The sequence below is a fragment of the Escherichia sp. MOD1-EC6021 genome, assembly GCF_002965245.1.
Taxonomy (GTDB): Bacteria; Pseudomonadota; Gammaproteobacteria; order Enterobacterales; family Enterobacteriaceae; genus Escherichia; species Escherichia coli_F.
On the sequence record NZ_PTRU01000002.1, the window covers coordinates 311,911 to 331,016 of the forward strand.

Sequence of the window (19,106 nt, forward strand, 5' to 3'; positions counted from 1 at the left end):
GCTCGTTAAAATGTTTCCCAGTTTGGATCTTGTTCAGCAATTCGCAGTCGTGGCTGTGCCGGTGGTTGCTCACTGGCAGGACGAGATGATGTTTGCGTTTTATTGGTGAGTGGGCTGGCTGCCAGATGGAACGCAGAAACCGCTTGTGTTAAACGACTGGCCTGTTCTTCCAGCGCAGCGGCGGCAGCAGCTGATTCCTGCACCAGCGATGCGTTCTGTTGCGTGACGCGATCCATTTCCGAAACCGCCAATGCGACTTGATCGATGCCGCGGCTCTGTTCATCTGATGCCGATGCAATTTCGCCCATAATGTCAGTCACGCGAGTGACAGCATTGACGATATTGTTCATTGTTTCCCCGGCGCTTTCGACCAACACCGAACCGGTATCAACGCGCGAGACGGAGTCTTCAATGAGGGCTTTGATCTCTTTTGCCGCCTGGGCGCTGCGACTGGCAAGATTACGCACTTCGCCCGCCACCACGGCAAAACCACGGCCTTGTTCACCCGCTCGCGCGGCTTCAACCGCGGCATTCAGCGCGAGGATATTAGTCTGGAAGGCAATACCGTCGATAACGCTGATAATGTCGGCAATTTTCTTCGAACTATCGGCGATCTCATGCATCGTTTTCACTACGCCATCCACTACTTTGCCGCCATGCTGGGCGGTGTCGGAGGCACTTTGCGCCAGTTGTGAGGCCTGGCGGGCGTTATCGGCGTTTTGCTTCACTGTCGCGGTGAGCTGCTCCATGCTGGCGGCAGTTTCTTCCAGCGCAGATGCCTGCTGTTCAGTACGGGAGGAAAGATCGGTATTGCCCGCCGCAATTTCACGGGTACCGACATAGATGGCATCTGAACCTTCGCGCACATGAGTGACGGTGTCAGTCAAAGAGCGTTGCATATGTGAGACGCTCTGCGCCAGATCGCCCATTTCACTGCGCCCGTCAATGGTCAGGGTATTCGCCAGGTTACCACCGGCGATTTCGCGAATATGAGCAATAATTTTTGCCAGCGGTGTAAGCAACATACGGCGAATGCCGTACCACGCCACCAGCAGAATCATTACCACCACCAGCGCGATAACCGCCAGTTGCCACTGGGCAAATCGGTAATCATCTGCGTTGTCAGTGACGATATCGCGATACAGTTTTTCACTGCTGAGGGCGTACTGAGCAAACGCTTCGCCCATTGCATTTTGCATTCCCTGGGTTGGCTGAGCGAAATAAGCTCCAGTATTGCCATAATCAAGATAATCAATCAGTTCAGTTAATGCTGTGTGATAGTTTTTATATTTTTCATCAATATTACGACTGGTAGCGACCATTTCAGGTAACGGCGCCATGCTTTTAAATTTTTTATAATGTGTCGCGGCCTGGGCCAAAGTTTTCCTGGCGCTATCAAGCAATTCAACTTTGGCGTTACTTTGTTGATTGGAAGAATCCATCATCATCCGCACCGCTGATCGACTCAGGTTAATGCGCGTTTGCAGCATTAAATCCCAGGTTGACGTCAGCTCGCCCTGCTGTTCCCGTAATTGATTGGAAACCACAAAGCTCTTCTGGCTATGGTGAAGGGAAGAAAAAAACAGACTGCCGGAAATAAGCTGTAACAGTGCGAATACCCCCAGCACCATTACCAACAGCGTGACTACGCGGATACGGTTAATCATAAGGCACCTTCCTGAAAACAAGTTGATCTCGTTATCGGCAAGGAAGGGGGAAACTTTATTGCTGATGCCACCCGCCGCGAAACTGAAATAAAAAACCCGATGCGCAGGTCATCGGGTTCATTGCAATTGAGGAAATCAGGAGAATTACGCCACTTCTGACGCCGCGCTATCTAACAGCGCCATCTCTTCGCTGTTCAGCAGTTTTTCGATGTTCACCAGAATCAACATGCGGTCGCCCAGTGCGCCGAGTCCAGTGAGATATTCTGTTGAAAGCGTCACGGCAAATTCCGGTGCCGGACGAATTTGCTCCGCCGTCAATGAAAGAACGTCCGAAACCCCGTCCACTACGATGCCGACGACCCGCTGCCCGAGATTCAGGACAATAACTACTGTGTTGTCGTTATAGTCCACATCCACCTGACTGAACTTAATTCGTAAGTCGACAATCGGCACAATAACACCGCGCAGATTAGTGACACCTTTGATAAACGCTGGCGTGTTTGCAATCCGTGTCACCTGATCGTAACCACGGATCTCCTGCACTTTCAGAATATCAATACCGTACTCTTCGTCACCAAGGGTAAATACCAGGAATTCCTGGCCTGACGGCTCGCTGGCCAGCTTTGTTACATTCGTCATACCGGTCATATTGTTACCTTTTTACTCATTCAGGCGGCGGTGTTCGCCATACGTTGTTCGCGGTTTATCGCCTGCAAGGCGGAGACATCAACAATCAGTGCCACGCTGCCGTCGCCAAGAATGGTCGCAGCAGAAATGCCGGGGACTTTGCGATAGTTACTTTCAAGGTTTTTAACCACAACCTGGTGTTGACCAATTAATTGATCCACAAGCAAGGCGTAGCGGCGACCGCCACTTTGTAAGATCACCACAATTCCCTGGGTGGCTTCGGTTTTCGCGCCCGCGACGTTGAACACTTTCCACAGTTCAACGATGGGCAGATATTCACCACGCACTTCCAGCACCCGCTCGCCACCTGCCAGTGGATGCAGATCGGCTTCACGGGGTTGCAGTGATTCCATGACCGCATTCAGCGGCAGAATGAAAACTTCATCCGCAACGCGTACGGACATGCCGTCGAGGATGGCCAGCGTCAGCGGCAGTAAAATGCGGATCGTAGTGCCAGTACCCTGCTTCGACTGGATTTCGACATGACCGCCCATCTCCTGGATATTACGTTTAACGACGTCCATGCCGACGCCGCGCCCAGAGACGTCGGTGACCTGCTCCGCCGTGGAGAAGCCAGGTGCAAATATCAGCATCGCGACTTCGTCGTCGCTCATGTTTTCGCTGACGGTCAAACCTTGCGAGGCCGCTTTTGCCAGAATTCGCTCACGGTTTAGCCCCGCCCCATCGTCGGTCACTTCAATGCAAATGTTGCCGCCCTGATGTTCGGCAGACAGAATTAAATTTCCGACGCTGTTTTTACCTGCGGCGAGCCGTTTTTCTGGCAGTTCAATACCGTGATCGAGGCTATTGCGTACCAGGTGGGTCAGCGGGTCGATAATGCGTTCTATCAGGCTCTTGTCGAGTTCAGTGGAACTGCCCACCAGCGTCAGTTCTACCTGCTTGCCGAGTTTTCCCGCCAGATCTCGCACCAGGCGGGGATAGCGACTAAAGACATACTCCATCGGCATCATGCGAATCGACATCACTGATTCCTGCAAATCACGAGCGTTACGTTGTAACTGCCCCATGCTGGTAATCAAATCACCATGATTAACCGGGTCCAGTTCGCTGGAACGCTGGGCAAGCATGGACTGGGTGATGACCAGCTCGCCGACGAGGTTAATCAGTTGATCAACCTTTTCTACCGCCACACGAATGCTGGTGGATTCACTGCTGCGTGTCGTTTTTTCCCGCTCCACGCGTCCAGTTGGGGCTTGTTCGGTTGCCAGTTTAAGCACTGGTGGGGGAGATGTTTTTGGCGAAACTTCTACTGTTTCAAAGGTAATCTGATCGGCCTCGATCACAAAACAGAGTACCGCTGTGATGTCATCTTCGGCAATGTCGCCCGGTAATATTGCCGAGAGAGAATCCGCCCCCTTTACCACGTCAGTTAGGGTTGTCAGATGTCCCAGCTCTTCTTCCAGCAGGTCGACTTCCCCGGCCTTCAGGCGAGAAAGGATAATTCGACGCGGTGACTGACAGCGACTCTGCTCATCTTGCGGTTCACTTTTGGCAACCACACTTAATCGGGTCACTGCGGATGGCATTTCGCCTTTCGCTTCTAATGCCAGTTGACGCAAGGCCTGGCAGATATAATCGAAGCTGGCGGCATCCGGCTCTTGCGACTGTTTATAAGCGTCGAGCTGTTCTTGCATGATGTCCTTCGTTTCCAAAAACAGATTAATAATGTCGGTGTTGAGTTGCATCTCACCTCGTCTGGCTTCGTCGAGCAGGTTTTCCATCAGATGCGTGGTTTCCTGCAAAACGCTGAAGCCAAAGGTTCCTGCCCCTCCTTTGATCGAGTGGGCAGCCCGAAAGATGGCATTCAATTGTTCGGCATCTGGCGCTTCCGGCTGCAAAACCAGCAGATGCTGCTCCATGTCAGCCAACAGTTCGTCCGCTTCATCAAAAAATGTCTGATAAAAATCGCTTATATCCATGCTCACGCTGTCACCTCGGTTCGGCTGATGGCATTGTGGGAACACTGACCTGTGGTGCAACCTCAGGTTTTTCCAGGGCGCTTACTGGCTCATTCTGGCTTTCGGCGTTTTCATGCAAAATGGCCTGTTCGGCTTGTTTGTTCAGTACCAGCAGGCTGATGCGACGGTTGACAGCATCATCAGGACCTCGATCGCTTAAGCGCATCGTTGCCGCCATGCCGACGACACGTAACACTTTGCCGCCATCCAATCCGCCAACCATCAGTTCGCGGCGGGATGCATTGGCTCGATCGGCAGAAAGCTCCCAGTTGCTATATCCTTTCTCACCACTGGCGTAAGGGAAATCATCGGTATGACCCGAAAGGCTAATACGGTTGGGAATACCATTCAGAACGGGCGCGATGGCGCGCAGAATGTCGCGCATATAGGGTTCGACGTCGGCACTGCCGGTTCTGAACATCGGGCGATTCTGGCTATCGATGATCTGAATACGTAGACCTTCCTGGACCAGATCGATTTTGAGATGTGGACGTAACGCCCGCAGTTTCGGATCGGATTCAATCAACTGGTCGAGATCGCCACGCAATTTCCGCAATCGACTTTGCTCCATGCGTTTTTTCAGCTCTTCGATGTTCGGCTGCTTATTCACTTCCCCCTGGCTTTGGGTGTAATCATCACCCCCACCGGGAATTGGGCTTTCACTATTAGAAATGCGATCGCCGCCCGTAACCGCAGTCGCCAGTGGAGTCCGGAAGTACTCCGCAATCTGAATCAGCTCTTTTGGGCTGGAGATGGAGATTAGCCACATCACCAGAAAAAAGGCCATCATCGCGGTCATAAAGTCGGCATAAGCAATCTTCCACGATCCATGTGCTGCCCCGTGGCTTTTGGCTTTGCGTCGTTTGACGACAATTATCGGATGCGCTTGACTCTTCATGCTTCCTCGGTTGTCGTCTGTTGTTGCGGATTTTTCACCGCACGCACATGCTCTTCCAGTTCAATAAACGACGGACGTTCGCTGGAATAGAGCGTTTTGCGACCAAACTCAACGGCGATAGGCGGTGCGTAACCGTTCAGATTAGAAAGCAGTGTGACTTTCACGCATTGCATCATTTTGCTGGTTTCGGCGCTTTTCTGACGTAAAACACTCGCTAATGGGGAAATAAATCCGTAAGCCAATAAAATACCGAGGAAAGTCCCCACCATCGCATGTGCGATAAGCGCCCCCAGCTCGGCGGCAGGACGATCGGCTGAACCTAACGCGTGAACGACCCCCATCACAGCCGCGACAATACCAAACGCCGGAAGTGAGTCCCCGACCAATGCCAGACTGTTCGCCGGGACTTCTGCTTCGCTTTCGTGCGTCTCAATCTCTTCATCCATCAGGGCTTCAATTTCGAAGGTATTCATGTGACCGCTGATAATCAGGCGCAGATAATCGACGATAAAATCAAGCATGACGCTATCCGCAAGGATGCGTGGGTAGCTGGCGAAGATCTCGCTCTCACGGGGATTTTCAATATCGCGTTCCAGCGAAAACATCCCCATCTGCCGCGATTTCGCCATCAACCGATAAAGCAGAGCGAGCAGATCCATATACATTGCTTTGGTATATTTGGAGCGACGAAATAGTAACGGCAGCGCCTTCAGCGTGCCTTTAATCGCTTTACCATTATTGCCGACGATAAACGACCCAATCCCTGCACCGGCAATAATCACCAGTTCAGCGGGTTGATAGAGTGCTCCAAGGCTTCCACCGGTCATCAGATAACCGCCGAAAACTGTACCGAGAACAACCAGGTAACCTAATAAGATAAGCACGACATCATCCTTCCACTGTTGACCATGACAGGATGTTCAGTCGTCAGACGTTAACGTGCGATTGGGGCAAAAAAAAGCAGCGGTACGTCGTTACCGCTGCTGGAATGTTTCGCCACACCGTATCAGTTAAACAGCCTGTACTCTCTGTTCATCCAGCAGTTGTGGGATAATATCGGCAGGATTCTGAGAAAGTTTACGTCTTTTTACTGCCCGGGATGGCGGCTGACATAAGCTGCAGGCAAAGCTGCCAACAGGCTGGTGAGCGTGGGTAATAAAATTGCCGCCGCAGCAGTTGCAGCTGGAAAGTTGCAGTAATCCACTTTCAACAAACCGTACCAATGTCCAGGCACGGGTTAATGCCAGTAGCGGTCCTTCTTCTGCTTGCGGGCACTGTTCAAGGTATAAACGGTAGGCTTTGATTACCGCATCGACGCCATTACACAAGCCGGTTTTCAGTAAAAACTGCCATGCGTTACAGAACATCGAAGCATGAACGTTTTGTTCCCAGGTCATAAACCAGTCGGTTGAGAATGGCAGCATGCCTTTCGGCGGTGGGCTTCCGCGCAGTTCTTTATAGAGTTTTATCAGGCGTCCGCGACTTAACTGTGTTTCGCTTTCCAGCATCTGCAAACGAGCGCCCAGGGTAATCAATTCCATTGCCAGCTGAATATCCCGCGCTTCCTGAACAATGCTTTTTTCACTCATGATCACGCCCTTTTCTTGCGCAGCGCTTCTTCAGGCTGATTAACATCATTCAGCAAGCGTGTTGAGAGCATGATGCCGGTATGAATTTGCTGGAGATCGTCAACGCGGGAATCTTGCGTCAACTGAGTAATCGTCTGGTGGCTGTCAAAACGAAAGTGACAAACCAGTTGATTGGTTTCTGCCAGCTTAACCATTTGCGGAAGAGTCAGTGCCGCTAACGTTGTCGCCATTTCTTCATTTATGCCGAGACGAAACATTGCGGACGCTTTGTCCTGAACAATCAGACGCTGTGCAAGTAGTAAATATGACAAGTTGATGTCATAAATGTGTTTCAGCAACTCGGAGGTATGCATTATTCCCACCCAGAATAACCAACTTTATTTTTATGCGGTCTCACCGCACCCCGTGATGTCGCCGGGAAGCCCCGGTAAAAAATAATTAGCATTAGAATAGTTGCGATAAGCTGCAATAGGCAGAGCCCCTTTTTTGGATTTAATAAGTCCTTACAAATAGAAGGGGTTCTTTACACTTATCTAAGATTTTTCCTAAATCGACGCAACTTTACTCGTCACTACACTCACATACAACGGAGGGGGGCTGCGATTTTCAATAATGTGTGATGCAGATCACACAAAACGCTCAATTACTTAACATAAATGTATAAGTCATACTTTTGTTTTGGGTGTATTTCAATCTGTTAAAAAGTTTTTCGCTACGATAGCAAGTAAAAATGAAACAGGAATAATCGAAATGGGATGTTGCGCACAGTTAAAATAACTCACCGTAAATAATCATCTGCTATAAATAATTGCTTTAATGCAATACCCGATAAGCTATTTTTAAACAGACACTTACCGCACAACAAACTAATTAAATACAAAGAAAGGCAACAATCAACTTAATGTTAATAAAATGTTTTGCATATATTAACCACTTGTTTGATATGGAGAATCAGTACATTATTTTCTTATAATTACAGTTGAAATCATATAATCACCGAGAGTGATTGATTAATTGTATTTACTAATAATCACACTAATATTTACCTGTTTGACTGAGTTGGGATTGCGTCGATTCTCCATTAGGAGTAAAGCTTTAATGTCACCTGAAGTTCACAGAATAAGGAACAGGTTATGAGCTATAGCAATATTCTTGTCGCCGTTGCGGTTACACCGGAAAGTCAGCAACTGCTAGCAAAAGCGGTATCTATCGCCAGGCCAGTAAAGGGACACATCAGTTTAATTACTCTCGCTTCCGACCCGGAAATGTACAATCAATTAGCCGCGCCGATGCTTGAAGATTTACGCAGCGTGATGCAGGAAGAAACGCAAAGCTTTCTTGATAAGTTAATTCAGGATGCGGGGTATCCCGTTGACGAGACGTTTATTGCCTACGGTGAGTTAAGCGAACATATTCTGGAGGTTTGTCGCAAACATCATTTCGATTTGGTGATTTGCGGTAATCACAATCACAGTTTCTTTTCGCGAGCATCCTGCTCGGCGAAAAGAGTGATTGCCTCAAGTGAGGTCGATGTGCTGTTAGTTCCACTTACGGGAGATTAACCGCACTTACGCAAGCTTAGGAAAGGTAGCAACTTTATCGCGCTGCTGGCTTTCCGCGCTTCGCGGAACTATCTGCTTTAGGTCGCTAATGAAGCACTCCTGCCAGTGGTTAATATCGTTTTTCACGATAACGTCCAGCATTTCTGCATGACGGGAAATACGTTCCGCCAGCGACATAGTCAATGCACGATCCAGCGCAGCTGCAACTTCGTCACGATCGTAGGGATTAACAATTAACGCCGACGTTAACTCGTTTGCCGCTCCCGCAAATTGCGAAAGAACAAGTACGCCCGGGTTGGCTGGGTCCTGAGCGGCAACATACTCTTTTGCCACCAGGTTCATCCCGTCACGCAGTGGCGTCACTAAGCCCACGTCAGAGTAGCGGAATATTTTCATCAGTAATTTACGGTCAAAATGCTGATTCAAATAATAAAGCGGCGTCCAGCCTAATTGCCCATATTTACCATTAATTCGTCCGGCTTCATTTTCGAGCTGATGACGAATATCCTGATAGGCTTGCACATCACCACGCGACGTTGGCGCGATCTGGGTATAACGAATTTTACCGTGATGTTGCGGATATTTTTCCAGTAACGCTTCATAGGCGAGAAAACGCTCCGGCAAACCTTTTGAATAATCCAGTCGTTCGACAGAAAAGATATTTTGTACGTTTTTCAGTTCCGCTTTGAGTTGCGCCAGTTTTGGCGGCAGTGGTCCGGCAGCCTGTTTCGCTATTTCTTTCGGTTCAATGCCGATCGGGTAAACTTCCGTTCGAAACGCTTTGCCCCACGCCGTATGGCTTTTTGCGCTACGCGTCGTGACGCGGGTCAGGTTAGAAAGGCAATCCAGGAACGCCAGACGATCGTTTTCTGTCTGGAAACCCAGCAAATCATAATCACAAAGCTGTTCAAGCAAGGTGTCATATGTCGGCAGCGCGTTGAAGATTTCCGGTGTCGGGAAAGGAATATGCAAAAAGAAACCAATGCGATTATTCACCCCACGTTTGCGTAATTCATGCGCAAAGGGCAACAGGTGATAATCGTGGATCCAGATAATGTCATCGTCTTGCAACAGCGGCAGTAATTTATCTGCCAGCAACGCATTTACGCGTAGATAGCCGTCCCAGGCAGGACGCTGAAATTGCACCAGATCGAGGCGATAATGAAAAGCAGGCCAGAGAACGGCATTGGAGAATTGGTTGTAGTATTCGTCAAGGTCCTGTTCGCTGAGGTTAAAAGAGGCCCACGTAATGTTACCCTTTTTCACCTTTTTTAGCGGCTGATCCTCATTTCCTGTTTCGCCACTCCAGCCAAACCACAGTCCACCTGCGGCTTTCAGTGCCCCCAGTATGCCAACGGCAAGGCCACCGGCACTGGCGGCGTGCTCATCTGGTGGTGCAATCCGGTTAGATACTACGACTAAACGACTCATAGTCATCACTCCTGTTATTTTCTCTTTTTTGTTGTAATGCGGTGGTTATCATTTCAAGCCAGCTCCAGACATCCGGCACGGCCGCCAGTCGCCATGATGCCTGAGTTGCGCCTGTGCCAATTTTTACTGACATTCCGCCCAGCCGGTTAACGACAGCGAAGCCAGATTCATCGGTTAAATCATCGCCCAGAAATACCGGCGTTCGCCCGATAAAGGGAGCTTCCTGCATAAAGGCAGCAATCGCCTCACCTTTACTGGTGCCTCGCGGCTTGATCTCGACAACACACTTTCCCTGCTGTAACGCCATTTGTGGCCAGATCTGAGTAATACGTTGCGCTAATGTCATTAATGCGTCTTCATGCTGCGGAGCCTGACGATAATGCAGCGCAAAGGCCATCCCTTTCGTCTCCAGCTCCGCACCGGGAAACTGGGCGATAGCCGTATGCAGTTGCACGCTAATATCACGCGCAATCGCATCCGGCAGATGAACGATATGCGTTTTACCATTGATGTCACGGCGCTCCGCCCCATGCACGCCCGCTAACGGGAAGCGATAAGGTTTTGCCAGTGCATCAAGCTCCACCATTGAGCGCCCTGATATCAATGCCAATGCACCATCACTTGCGGTTGCCAGTAGCTGAAGTCCTTGCAGAATATTGTCAGGCACGACGACCTGATCGGGATGCGGTTTGATTTCCGCCAGCGTTCCATCGAGATCAAAAAACCAGGCATATTTCGCGGATAGTTCAGGGGTTTCGGTTAACGGTTCTGTCACCCGGTTCTCCTCCTTCTCTTTTCTTATTGTGTTGCGCAGAACGCGCTTTACAGACATGTAAGTATAGACAGTGTGACGGGGGTCGCCATTTGTAACGAAGAACAGCCAACCGTTGTGGCGGCTGGCTGTGGTGGGAAAAAAAGCTAAATTGTTGCAGAAAAAAGCATCAAACAGTACGTTTCGCTTTTTGCTTGTAACGGTCGAAGATCACCGCTGCCAGCAGGATTAAGCCGCGAACCACGTACTGGGCGAAAGGAGAAATATTAAGCAGGTTCATGGCGTTTTCCACGGTGCCTAAAATTAAGATACCCGCCACCACATATGAGATTTTTCCGATGCCACCTTTCAGAGAAACGCCACCTAAAACGCAGGCGGAGATAACAATCAGCTCATAACCAATCGACGTCATTGGCTGCCCACTGGTCATACGTGAAGCCAGAATAATTCCGGCTATCGCTGATACCAGACCAGAGAGAACAAAGATAATAATTTTGGTGCGAACAACCGGTACACCCGCCAGACGCGCAGCCTCTTCGTTCCCGCCAATCGCCAGGGTGTTACGCCCAAAGGTGGTTTTATTCAACAGCAAACCAAAGACAATCAGACACGCGACGGTAAGCCAGATTGGCGCAGGCAGACCGAACCAGTTGGCGTAACCAAGGGCAAAGAAGCTTTCATCTTCGATACCGACCGCTTTACCGTCTGAAATGATGTACGCCAGACCTCGAACAATCTGCATCGTTGCCAGTGTCGTGATCAGGGCATTTATTTTCAGTTTGGCGATAACAAAGCCATTGACCAGACCACAGAGAACGCCCAGCAACAAACCCGCTGCCACGCCAATCCACAGGCTTTCAGTCAGGTTGATAACCACCGCCGTGGTGACACCCGCACAGGCAATTACGGAGGCGACAGAAAGGTCAAAGTCACCGGAAGCAAGGCAGAACAACATGCCACACGCCACCATCCCCGACATAGAAATTGCCAGGCCCAACCCTTTCATATTAATGAAGGTGGCAAAATTTGGGACAAAAATGGCACAGGCGATAAAAAGCACCGCAAACACCACCAGCATGCCGTACTGATCCCAGATACGCCCGAAGCTGAATGACGACTTAGGTGCACCAGAACCCGATGTAGAAACAGAAGACATCATACTCTCCTTACTCAGGCAACTGCCTGGCTAACTTTAGGCATCGCAAGGCTCAGTGCCTGACGCTCATCTGCCTGCTCGTGTAACAATTCACCGGCGATTTCGCCTTCCCGCATCACCACAATCCGGTCGGCAACGCCGAGGACTTCGGGTAAGTCGCTGGAGGCAAACAGCACCGCCACGCCCTGCGCTGCCAGCGCATAAATCACGTTGTAAATTTCATGCTTAGCACCAACATCAATGCCGCGCGTAGGTTCATCCAGCAAAATGACCTTCATCTCTTCCGATAACCAGCGGCCCAGAATGGCTTTTTGCTGATTTCCGCCTGAAAGATTCATGATCAGTTGCTCTGCGCCCGGCGTTTTGATGTTGAGCGAACGAATGTGGTGATCGGCATTGTTTTCTTCCCAACCGTTGTTGATTACACAACCGCCGAGCACATGTTTGCGTCTGGCACTGATGTTGATATTGTCGCGAACGGAGTGCACAGGAATAATGCCTTCCGCTTTGCGATCTTCCGGGCAGAGCATCATGCCTGCGGCAATGGCATGACCCGGTTTACGGATATCGATCGGCTGTTGGTCGATATAAACCTGACCGGCGGTGATTTGCGTCCCGCCAAACATGCCTTTCATTAATTCACTGCGCCCGGCCCCCACCAGACCAAACAGACCGACAATTTCACCACTACGAACCGCCAGACTTATTGGCGTACGCACGCCTGGTGCTTTCACAGCATCAAGACGCAGCCGCTCCTCGCCATAACTACGCGGTTGCCAGCCGTAGATATCGCCGATGTCGCGCCCGACCATCGCCTGCACCAGCGCGTCATGATCAACCTGCTGCATATCGGTAAAGGTTTTGACATAACGCCCATCTTTAAAGACGGTGATGGCATCACTGAGGGCAAATATTTCTTCCATACGGTGAGAAACATATAAGATCACGCGCCCTTCTTTACGCAGTTCACGAATAACGCGGAAAAGATTGTCGATTTCACGGGCAGAAAGGGAACTGGTTGGCTCATCAAAGGCGATGATTTTGGCGTTACGCGCCAGCGCTTTGGCAATCTCAACCATCTGCCACTGACCAATAGAGAGATATTTCAGCGGCGTATCCGGGTCAATATCCATACCAAGATGTTTAAGTTGTAAACCCGCTTCATAATTCAGCAGTGAGCGATTCACTATGCCGCCTTTATGAGGAAGCTGGCCGAGATAGATGTTTTCCGCGACGGTCATTTCCGGCACGAGATGCAGTTCCTGATAAATAATCGCCACACCCGCGTTAAGTGCCGCGGTCGTGTCGGAAAAGGACATTTCTTGTCCATTAATCACTACAGAACCCGTGGTTGGCGCATAGTTGCCGCTGAGGATTTTTAAGAGAGTTGATTTTCCTGCGCCATTTTCACCCATCAACGCATGAACCTGACCGGCATAGCAGTCAAAACTAATATCCGTCAGCGCCTTAACGCCGGGAAACGTTTTACCGATGCCGCGAAATGAGAGATACGGGGTAGACTGTTGCATAACGTCTCCGTGAATCACTGGTCGTTCACACCCCCTCTGCATCATGCAGAGGGGAATTTTTTCGGCAGATTACTTACCGCCTAAACCTTTTTTCTCCAGTTCTTCTTTAAAGTTGTCACGCGTGATCAGTACCACGTCGGTAACTTCGGTAAATTTTGGCGGTTCAACGTCTTTTGCTACCCAGTTGTAAAGCATTTCACTGGATTTATAGCCATGTACGTCCGGGCTTGGCAGCAGGGAACCGTAGAAGCCGGTTGCCTGTGCTTTAGACAGTTCGCTTACTGCATCCACACCGTTAATACCAATACCGATGATATCGGCTGCTTTAAAGCCCTGACCTTCGGTTGCACGTACGCCGCCAAGTACGGTGCTGTCGTTCATACCGACGATCAGCCAATGTTTAACTTCCGGATGTTGAACCAGCATTGAGTTGGCAGCGTCAAATGCCCCCGGGATGTCGTTAGATTTGGTAGGTACCTGATAAATTTGTTTTTCCGGGAATCCGGCCGCTTTCAGCGCATCCATAGATCCCGTAGTACGGCGACGTGCCGTATCCAGTTCGTTGGCGGTAATCGCCATCACCGCGCTTTCTTTGACATCCCAGCCACGTTTCTGCATCTCTTTATACAGTTCCTGGCCCTGACGTTCGCCAATTTTAGTCGCCGCCATCATCACCAGAGGAACGGTATCCATTGGCTTACCTTTGGCGTTAACAAACTGGTCATCCACGGCAATGACTTTCATATCGTAGCCACGCGCTTTCGCCACAATGGCAGAGCCGAGCTTCGGGTCCGGAGTACAAATAACGAAACCTTTTGCGCCACTGGCTGCCAGGCTGTCGATCGCGTTCAATGTTTTTTCGCCATCCGGCACGGCAATCTTAATAACCTCAAACCCTAAATCCTTCCCGGCTTTATCGGCAAACTTCCATTCGGTCTGGAACCACGGCTCTTCCGGTTGCTTCACCAGGAAACCGAGCTTCAAGTTCTCCGCCATAGCGGATTGTGACATAACGGCTGCCAGACCAATGGCTGCCAGGGCTTTAGTAAATTTGTGCATGGTTCTCTCCAGCTTTAGTGTCGTTTTGTGTAGGGCAAAAACGAATAACTCTCGTTAATTTAATCGGAAAACAAAGCATTACCTTTTAACTAAAAGATAAGTGACTGTGTTGACATAGTTTTAGCGAGAAATTAATTCTCCATAGGAGAGCAATATCACATCGCAGAATTACAGTGAGAACGTGCATAAATTTAGCGGGAAAAGACATAGAGAAAGGCTCATTTGTCAGACAAATCATCGAGTACACAGCAGATTAATCCATAAGATTAGCCTGGAAGTCCTTGTTGTGTTTTGTACCCATACGGAACGTCTTCTTTTTAACCAGTCAATTGGCCACATTACCTGGCGTTGAGCTTTTGAAATGGTGTAATAACCGCAACTCAAAGATGTGGAAAATGCGCGTCATTCATTTCGCCATTAATTATCACTGTGCTCATTAATTAACAGAACACGTATACTGAGAGCCATATCGCAAAAATGAAAAAACGTTTTAAAAAATCATTGCTTCATCATGAATTCAAATCCCCCTATTAATATCAACAAGATACAAAAAGCATCATCATTAAAATTCATTGCAGTTACATTGATTTCATCAATGAAATGTAAAAATATATAAACTTGATGATTTAAGCATTTTCTTATACCCGTTCAGACGTTATTCTTATTTCAGATCATCGTCAGAATTGACTCCACGATCACATTTCGGACCGGCAGAAAGGAATTATTCTGCAAACAGTAATTATGGTGTTTTGATTTATCTTGCACCTCTCCACTTCTGGATATAAGGATATTAGGTATGGCAACCGCTGGAATGCTTCTCAAACTCAACTCTCAAATGAACCGCGAGTTTTACGCATCCAATCTCTACCTTCACCTGAGTAACTGGTGTTCTGAACAGAGTCTGAACGGCACCGCCACTTTCCTTCGCGCCCAGGCACAGAGTAACGTGACCCAAATGATGCGCATGTTTAACTTTATGAAGAGTGTCGGCGCTACTCCCATCGTTAAAGCCATTGATGTTCCCGGTGAAAAACTGAACTCACTGGAAGAACTTTTCCAAAAAACGATGGAAGAATACGAGCAACGTTCAAGCACGCTGGCACAGTTAGCCGATGAAGCTAAAGAACTGAATGATGATTCAACCGTCAATTTCCTGCGCGATCTGGAAAAAGAGCAGCAGCATGATGGCCTGTTGCTGCAAACCATTCTTGATGAAGTGCGCAGTGCGAAACTTGCTGGTATGTGCCCTGTGCAGACCGACCAACATGTTCTGAATGTCGTGTCACACCAGCTGCATTGATCATACATCGGCGCTAATGCATTGCGCCGATGAAGTTTTTGAGAAACCGCTGCCTCATCTGTTTGAAGCAGTGGTTTTTTTAATGGGATTCGCCCTGTGGGGTAAACTTGAGTTCAATCAGCGCGATGGCTTTTTGGATTGCCCGCATGGTGACCGGGTCTGCGGCGGCGGGATGGTGAGTAAAGTCGATATTCTTCAGCTGGCTGGACATTTTTTCGCGAACTTCAACGGGCGCGATTACATCCAGAACGTCGAGAATTTGTTTGATAACCAACTGGCAAGCAACCACATCAGAAACCAGTTCCTGATCGGCATTCAGCGGCTGGGACATCGTAAACTCCTGATAGCATTTTGAAAGCCGTTATAGTAGCGGCTTCACATCTTCAGCGATAGTCACATACACCGTCATCAGGACACAAAAAAACCTGCCGGAGCAGGTTTTTTGTTATCGGAACATATTGCCTGGCGGTACGTCTTTGAACGTCTTGCAATAGTTATTGAACATACTTTTCAGGATCTTGCGCAGTTTCATCGCGGCACTCCGACTATTTGTTATGCAGGTGTTATTGTCTTTGCACTTATAATATGACAACCATCACAAAAATCAATCTTTATGTGATGCGAATCACATAAATAACCCTTTAATGTTATAAAAATGATAATCAAAAAGCAGCCCCCCCATTTCTGACACATACAGATGGCGAGAAATAGCGCCTGCCAGGCGTCTTTTCCGGCCATTGTCGCAGCGCTGTAACGCGTAAAATACTGCTTTCTTTTACTCTTCTGGCTGGACCATGAGACTTCTGATTCTGACTCTTTCATTAATAACGCTGGCGGGGTGCACAGTTACTCGCCAGGCTCATGTGGGCGAAGTTGACGCGGCAACAGGTATTGTTCGGTTGGTTTATGATCAGGCTTTTTTGCAGCATGCCCGTACCGATCGTTATGTCAGTCGCGGGATCGCCGATCGCGCATGCCAGCAGGAAGGCTATACCCACGCTATCCCCTTTGGTCAGCCAGTAGGCAACTGTAGCCTCTTTGCGGGTTCCTTATGTTTGAATACGGAATTCACTTTGTCATATCAGTGCCATCATTCCGCCTTCCCTGTCTTTCTCTAAACGTTTTAATCAGCGAGGGGGATCTTCGCTGATTAAATAAATAGCGGTAATGCGTTTTATTCCCATTCGTATTTTTAATAAATGAAGTTTATATTTTACCTTTTGCAAATAATAAAATAACAAATTATAGTGACGCCACAGCAACAAATATAACCTTTGTGGAGCACTATCATGCTGAAACCAGAAATGATTGAAAAACTTAATGAGCAGATGAACCTGGAACTGTACTCTTCACTGCTTTATCAGCAAATGAGCGCCTGGTGCAGCTATCATACCTTCGAAGGTGCTGCCGCGTTCCTGCGCCGCCACGCCCAGGAAGAGATGACGCATATGCAGCGTCTGTTTGATTACCTGACTGATACCGGAAACTTACCGCGTATTAATACCGTTGAATCTCCGTTTGCTGAATATTCTTCACTTGATGAATTATTCCAGGAAACCTATAAACACGAACAATTAATCACGCAGAAAATTAACGAACTGGCTCATGCTGCAATGACCAATCAGGACTACCCAACATTTAATTTCCTGCAATGGTATGTTTCTGAGCAGCATGAAGAAGAGAAACTGTTCAAATCGATTATTGATAAATTAAGTCTGGCAGGCAAAAGCGGCGAAGGTTTGTATTTTATCGACAAAGAACTCTCTACCCTCGACACACAAAACTAATGTTCTCCGGCGGCAGGTTTACTGCCGCCGTTTCAAATCAGTGACGGCAAATCTTACTCTGATCGGTCGAAAAACCTTCTTCCGAAGGTATAAATTTGCCTTTTGCTGCCAGAAACGCTACCAGCTCTCCCGCTGTCATCCCTTCTGCCGAGCAGGTGTGAAAACGTGCCTGTTCACCAAAACGCGCTTTAATCGCTGCTTCCAGACTGGCATGCGTATATTGCTCGCCTGATTCAATCATCATATTTAACACTTCATGACCGTGAATAGAGTCCATCGTTCCTCCTCAAAAAAAGGCTAGCGTAGCGATTGCCGCTTACCAAGACTTTGCGCCAGCGCAGGACTGAACGCATTTTATTGTACATTTATATTTACACCATATGTAACGCCGGTTTGACGAAGCAGCCGTTATGCCTTAACCTGCGCCGCAGATATCACTCATAAAGATCGTCAGGACAGAAGAAAGCGTGAAAAACAGAACTCTGGGAAGTGTTTTTATCGTGGCGGGAACCACAATTGGCGCAGGCATGCTGGCAATGCCGCTGGCTGCGGCAGGTGTTGGTTTTAGCGTCACGTTAATCTTGTTGATTGGGCTTTGGGCGTTGATGTGCTACACGGCGCTATTACTACTGGAGGTGTACCAGCATGTCCCGGCAGATACCGGTCTGGGCACGCTGGCAAAACGCTATCTGGGACGCTACGGTCAGTGGCTGACGGGCTTCAGTATGATGTTCTTAATGTATGCTCTGACTGCGGCATACATCAGCGGTGCTGGTGAATTGTTGGCTTCCAGCATCAGCGACTGGACAGGTATTTCAATGTCGGCAACCGCTGGCGTGCTGTTGTTCACTTTTGTTGCCGGTGGCGTGGTTTGTGTCGGAACTTCGCTGGTCGATTTATTTAACCGTTTTCTGTTCAGCGCCAAAATTATTTTTCTGGTGGTGATGCTGGTACTGCTACTTCCGCATATTCATAAGGTGAATCTTTTAACCCTGCCGTTGCAACAGGGGCTGGCACTGTCTGCAATCCCAGTGATTTTTACGTCGTTTGGTTTTCACGGTAGCGTGCCGAGCATTGTCAGTTATATGGATGGCAATATTCGTAAGCTACGCTGGGTGTTTATAACCGGTAGTGCGATCCCCCTGGTGGCATATATTTTCTGGCAGCTGGCGACGCTTGGCAGCATTGATTCAACAACCTTTATGGGATTGCTGGCTAATCATGCCGGATTAAACGGGCTGTTACAGGCGTTACGCGAAATGGTGGCCTCTCCGCATGTTGAGCTGGCGGTGCATTTATTTGCTGATTTGGCCCTCGCCACGTCCTTCCTTGGTGTAGCATTAGGTTTATTTGATTATCTGGCAGATTTGTTTCAGCGTTCAAATACCGTTGGTGGACGATTGCAAACTGGTGCAATTACCTTTTTGCCGCCACTGGCGTTTGCACTGTTTTACCCACGAGGTTTTGTGATGGCGCTGGGTTACGCCGGTGTGGCGCTGGCGGTACTGGCATTGATTATCCCTTCGCTGCTGACCTGGCAAAGCAGGAAACACAATCCTCAGGCGGGTTATCGGGTGAAAGGTGGTCGTCCGGCGCTGGTGGTGGTGTTTCTCTGTGGAATTGCTGTGATTGGCGTGCAATTTTTGATTGCGGCAGGCTTGTTACCAGAAGTGGGATGATTAGATCTTAT

At 48.9% G+C, this 19,106-nt stretch carries 20 protein-coding genes; 5 read left to right on the forward strand and 15 right to left on the reverse strand.

What is annotated here, in order from left to right; translation table 11 throughout:
- Positions 1-5 precede the first annotated feature (5 nt).
- The 7 genes from tar to flhD all read right to left on the reverse strand — a co-directional run bounded on the left by tar (position 6) and on the right by flhD (position 7,173).
- Positions 6-1,667, reverse strand: coding sequence for a methyl-accepting chemotaxis protein II (tar, locus tag BEB54_RS03800; RefSeq protein ID WP_032184437.1), 1,662 nt, complete (start codon positions 1,665-1,667; stop codon positions 6-8).
- 144 nt (positions 1,668-1,811) lie between these two features.
- Complete coding sequence (cheW, locus tag BEB54_RS03805; protein WP_000147302.1) at positions 1,812-2,315, reverse strand: chemotaxis protein CheW; 504 nt, start codon at positions 2,313-2,315, stop codon at positions 1,812-1,814.
- Positions 2,316-2,335: 20 nt separating this feature from the next.
- Complete coding sequence (gene cheA / locus BEB54_RS03810; protein ID WP_077760049.1) at positions 2,336-4,300, reverse strand: chemotaxis protein CheA; 1,965 nt, start codon at positions 4,298-4,300, stop codon at positions 2,336-2,338.
- A 4-nt stretch (positions 4,301-4,304) separates the two neighbouring features.
- Entirely contained in the window at positions 4,305-5,231 is a 927-nt protein-coding gene (motB, locus tag BEB54_RS03815; RefSeq protein WP_105271415.1) for a flagellar motor protein MotB, read from the reverse strand.
- On the reverse strand, positions 5,228-6,115 hold the full coding sequence (motA, locus tag BEB54_RS03820; RefSeq protein WP_000906336.1) for a flagellar motor stator protein MotA: 888 nt from the start codon (positions 6,113-6,115) through the stop codon (positions 5,228-5,230). Before motA ends, motB begins: the two co-directional genes overlap by 4 nt.
- Before the next feature lie 126 nt (positions 6,116-6,241).
- Positions 6,242-6,820 (reverse strand): flagellar transcriptional regulator FlhC, encoded by a 579-nt coding sequence (gene flhC, locus BEB54_RS03825; RefSeq protein WP_001291603.1) that lies wholly within the window; start codon positions 6,818-6,820, stop codon positions 6,242-6,244.
- A 2-nt stretch (positions 6,821-6,822) separates the two neighbouring features.
- The gene (gene flhD, locus BEB54_RS03830) at positions 6,823-7,173 is read right to left on the reverse strand and encodes a flagellar transcriptional regulator FlhD (protein ID WP_001295647.1); all 351 of its coding nucleotides are present in this window, start codon (positions 7,171-7,173) and stop codon (positions 6,823-6,825) included.
- A gap of 780 nt (positions 7,174-7,953) precedes the next feature.
- On the opposite strand from flhD, the gene uspC reads away from it, so the two are divergent.
- Positions 7,954-8,382, forward strand: a complete 429-nt coding sequence (gene uspC / locus BEB54_RS03835) for a universal stress protein UspC (protein WP_000122421.1) — start codon at positions 7,954-7,956, stop codon at positions 8,380-8,382.
- A gap of 6 nt (positions 8,383-8,388) precedes the next feature.
- On the opposite strand, the gene otsA is transcribed toward uspC, so the two are convergent.
- The 5 genes from otsA to araF all read right to left on the reverse strand — a co-directional run bounded on the left by otsA (position 8,389) and on the right by araF (position 14,329).
- Positions 8,389-9,813 (reverse strand): alpha,alpha-trehalose-phosphate synthase, encoded by a 1,425-nt coding sequence (gene otsA, locus BEB54_RS03840; protein WP_001295646.1) that lies wholly within the window; start codon positions 9,811-9,813, stop codon positions 8,389-8,391.
- Positions 9,788-10,588, reverse strand: coding sequence for a trehalose-phosphatase (gene otsB / locus BEB54_RS03845; protein ID WP_105276926.1), 801 nt, complete (start codon positions 10,586-10,588; stop codon positions 9,788-9,790). The genes otsA and otsB overlap by 26 nt, the downstream gene beginning before the upstream one ends.
- Positions 10,589-10,754: 166 nt before the next feature.
- Positions 10,755-11,741 carry an arabinose ABC transporter permease AraH gene (gene araH, locus BEB54_RS03850; protein ID WP_001306740.1) on the reverse strand — a complete coding sequence of 329 codons (987 nt, stop codon included), beginning with the start codon at positions 11,739-11,741 and terminating at the stop codon, positions 10,755-10,757.
- A gap of 14 nt (positions 11,742-11,755) precedes the next feature.
- Positions 11,756-13,270 (reverse strand): arabinose ABC transporter ATP-binding protein AraG, encoded by a 1,515-nt coding sequence (gene araG / locus BEB54_RS03855; RefSeq protein WP_105271412.1) that lies wholly within the window; start codon positions 13,268-13,270, stop codon positions 11,756-11,758.
- A 69-nt stretch (positions 13,271-13,339) separates the two neighbouring features.
- Positions 13,340-14,329, reverse strand: coding sequence for an arabinose ABC transporter substrate-binding protein AraF (araF, locus tag BEB54_RS03860; protein ID WP_000548675.1), 990 nt, complete (start codon positions 14,327-14,329; stop codon positions 13,340-13,342).
- Positions 14,330-15,125: 796 nt separating this feature from the next.
- Here araF and BEB54_RS03870 point away from each other — a divergent pair.
- Positions 15,126-15,629, forward strand: a complete 504-nt coding sequence (locus BEB54_RS03870) for a non-heme ferritin-like protein (protein WP_000179469.1) — start codon at positions 15,126-15,128, stop codon at positions 15,627-15,629.
- A gap of 79 nt (positions 15,630-15,708) precedes the next feature.
- Here the strand turns inward: BEB54_RS03870 and yecJ are convergent, their stop codons facing one another.
- Both yecJ and azuC read right to left on the reverse strand, forming a co-directional pair.
- Positions 15,709-15,960 carry a DUF2766 family protein YecJ gene (yecJ, locus tag BEB54_RS03875; protein ID WP_000082120.1) on the reverse strand — a complete coding sequence of 84 codons (252 nt, stop codon included), beginning with the start codon at positions 15,958-15,960 and terminating at the stop codon, positions 15,709-15,711.
- 114 nt (positions 15,961-16,074) lie between these two features.
- Positions 16,075-16,161, reverse strand: coding sequence for a stress response protein AzuC (azuC, locus tag BEB54_RS28500; RefSeq protein ID WP_010723106.1), 87 nt, complete (start codon positions 16,159-16,161; stop codon positions 16,075-16,077).
- Positions 16,162-16,423: 262 nt separating this feature from the next.
- On the opposite strand from azuC, the gene BEB54_RS03890 reads away from it, so the two are divergent.
- Positions 16,424-16,747: a YecR-like lipofamily protein gene (locus tag BEB54_RS03890; RefSeq protein ID WP_001237859.1), complete on the forward strand. Its 324-nt coding sequence runs from the start codon at positions 16,424-16,426 to the stop codon at positions 16,745-16,747.
- Positions 16,748-16,918: 171 nt separating this feature from the next.
- Positions 16,919-17,416: a non-heme ferritin gene (ftnA, locus tag BEB54_RS03895; protein WP_000917208.1), complete on the forward strand. Its 498-nt coding sequence runs from the start codon at positions 16,919-16,921 to the stop codon at positions 17,414-17,416.
- 37 nt (positions 17,417-17,453) lie between these two features.
- Here the strand turns inward: ftnA and BEB54_RS03900 are convergent, their stop codons facing one another.
- A complete protein-coding gene (locus BEB54_RS03900) occupies positions 17,454-17,693 on the reverse strand; it encodes a YecH family metal-binding protein (protein ID WP_000377224.1) in 240 nt (79 codons plus the stop codon).
- 190 nt (positions 17,694-17,883) lie between these two features.
- On the opposite strand from BEB54_RS03900, the gene tyrP reads away from it, so the two are divergent.
- Positions 17,884-19,095 carry a tyrosine transporter TyrP gene (gene tyrP / locus BEB54_RS03905; RefSeq protein WP_000797564.1) on the forward strand — a complete coding sequence of 404 codons (1,212 nt, stop codon included), beginning with the start codon at positions 17,884-17,886 and terminating at the stop codon, positions 19,093-19,095.
- The last annotated feature ends 11 nt before the right edge of the window (positions 19,096-19,106 follow it).

Coding starts and splice junctions, on each gene's coding strand:
- BEB54_RS03890 (WP_001237859.1), top strand. CDS start 16,424: ATGAGACTTCTGATTCTGACTCTTTCATTAATAACGCTGGCGGGGTGC.
- azuC (WP_010723106.1), bottom strand. CDS start 16,161: ATGAAACTGCGCAAGATCCTGAAAAGTATGTTCAATAACTATTGCAAG.
- uspC (WP_000122421.1), top strand. CDS start 7,954: ATGAGCTATAGCAATATTCTTGTCGCCGTTGCGGTTACACCGGAAAGT.
- yecJ (WP_000082120.1), bottom strand. CDS start 15,960: ATGTCCCAGCCGCTGAATGCCGATCAGGAACTGGTTTCTGATGTGGTT.
- araG (WP_105271412.1), bottom strand. CDS start 13,270: ATGCAACAGTCTACCCCGTATCTCTCATTTCGCGGCATCGGTAAAACG.
- otsA (WP_001295646.1), bottom strand. CDS start 9,813: ATGAGTCGTTTAGTCGTAGTATCTAACCGGATTGCACCACCAGATGAG.
- motB (WP_105271415.1), bottom strand. CDS start 5,231: ATGAAGAGTCAAGCGCATCCGATAATTGTCGTCAAACGACGCAAAGCC.
- araH (WP_001306740.1), bottom strand. CDS start 11,741: ATGTCTTCTGTTTCTACATCGGGTTCTGGTGCACCTAAGTCGTCATTC.
- BEB54_RS03870 (WP_000179469.1), top strand. CDS start 15,126: ATGGCAACCGCTGGAATGCTTCTCAAACTCAACTCTCAAATGAACCGC.
- tar (WP_032184437.1), bottom strand. CDS start 1,667: ATGATTAACCGTATCCGCGTAGTCACGCTGTTGGTAATGGTGCTGGGG.
- BEB54_RS03900 (WP_000377224.1), bottom strand. CDS start 17,693: ATGGACTCTATTCACGGTCATGAAGTGTTAAATATGATGATTGAATCA.
- ftnA (WP_000917208.1), top strand. CDS start 16,919: ATGCTGAAACCAGAAATGATTGAAAAACTTAATGAGCAGATGAACCTG.
- cheW (WP_000147302.1), bottom strand. CDS start 2,315: ATGACCGGTATGACGAATGTAACAAAGCTGGCCAGCGAGCCGTCAGGC.
- flhC (WP_001291603.1), bottom strand. CDS start 6,820: ATGAGTGAAAAAAGCATTGTTCAGGAAGCGCGGGATATTCAGCTGGCA.
- flhD (WP_001295647.1), bottom strand. CDS start 7,173: ATGCATACCTCCGAGTTGCTGAAACACATTTATGACATCAACTTGTCA.
- araF (WP_000548675.1), bottom strand. CDS start 14,329: ATGCACAAATTTACTAAAGCCCTGGCAGCCATTGGTCTGGCAGCCGTT.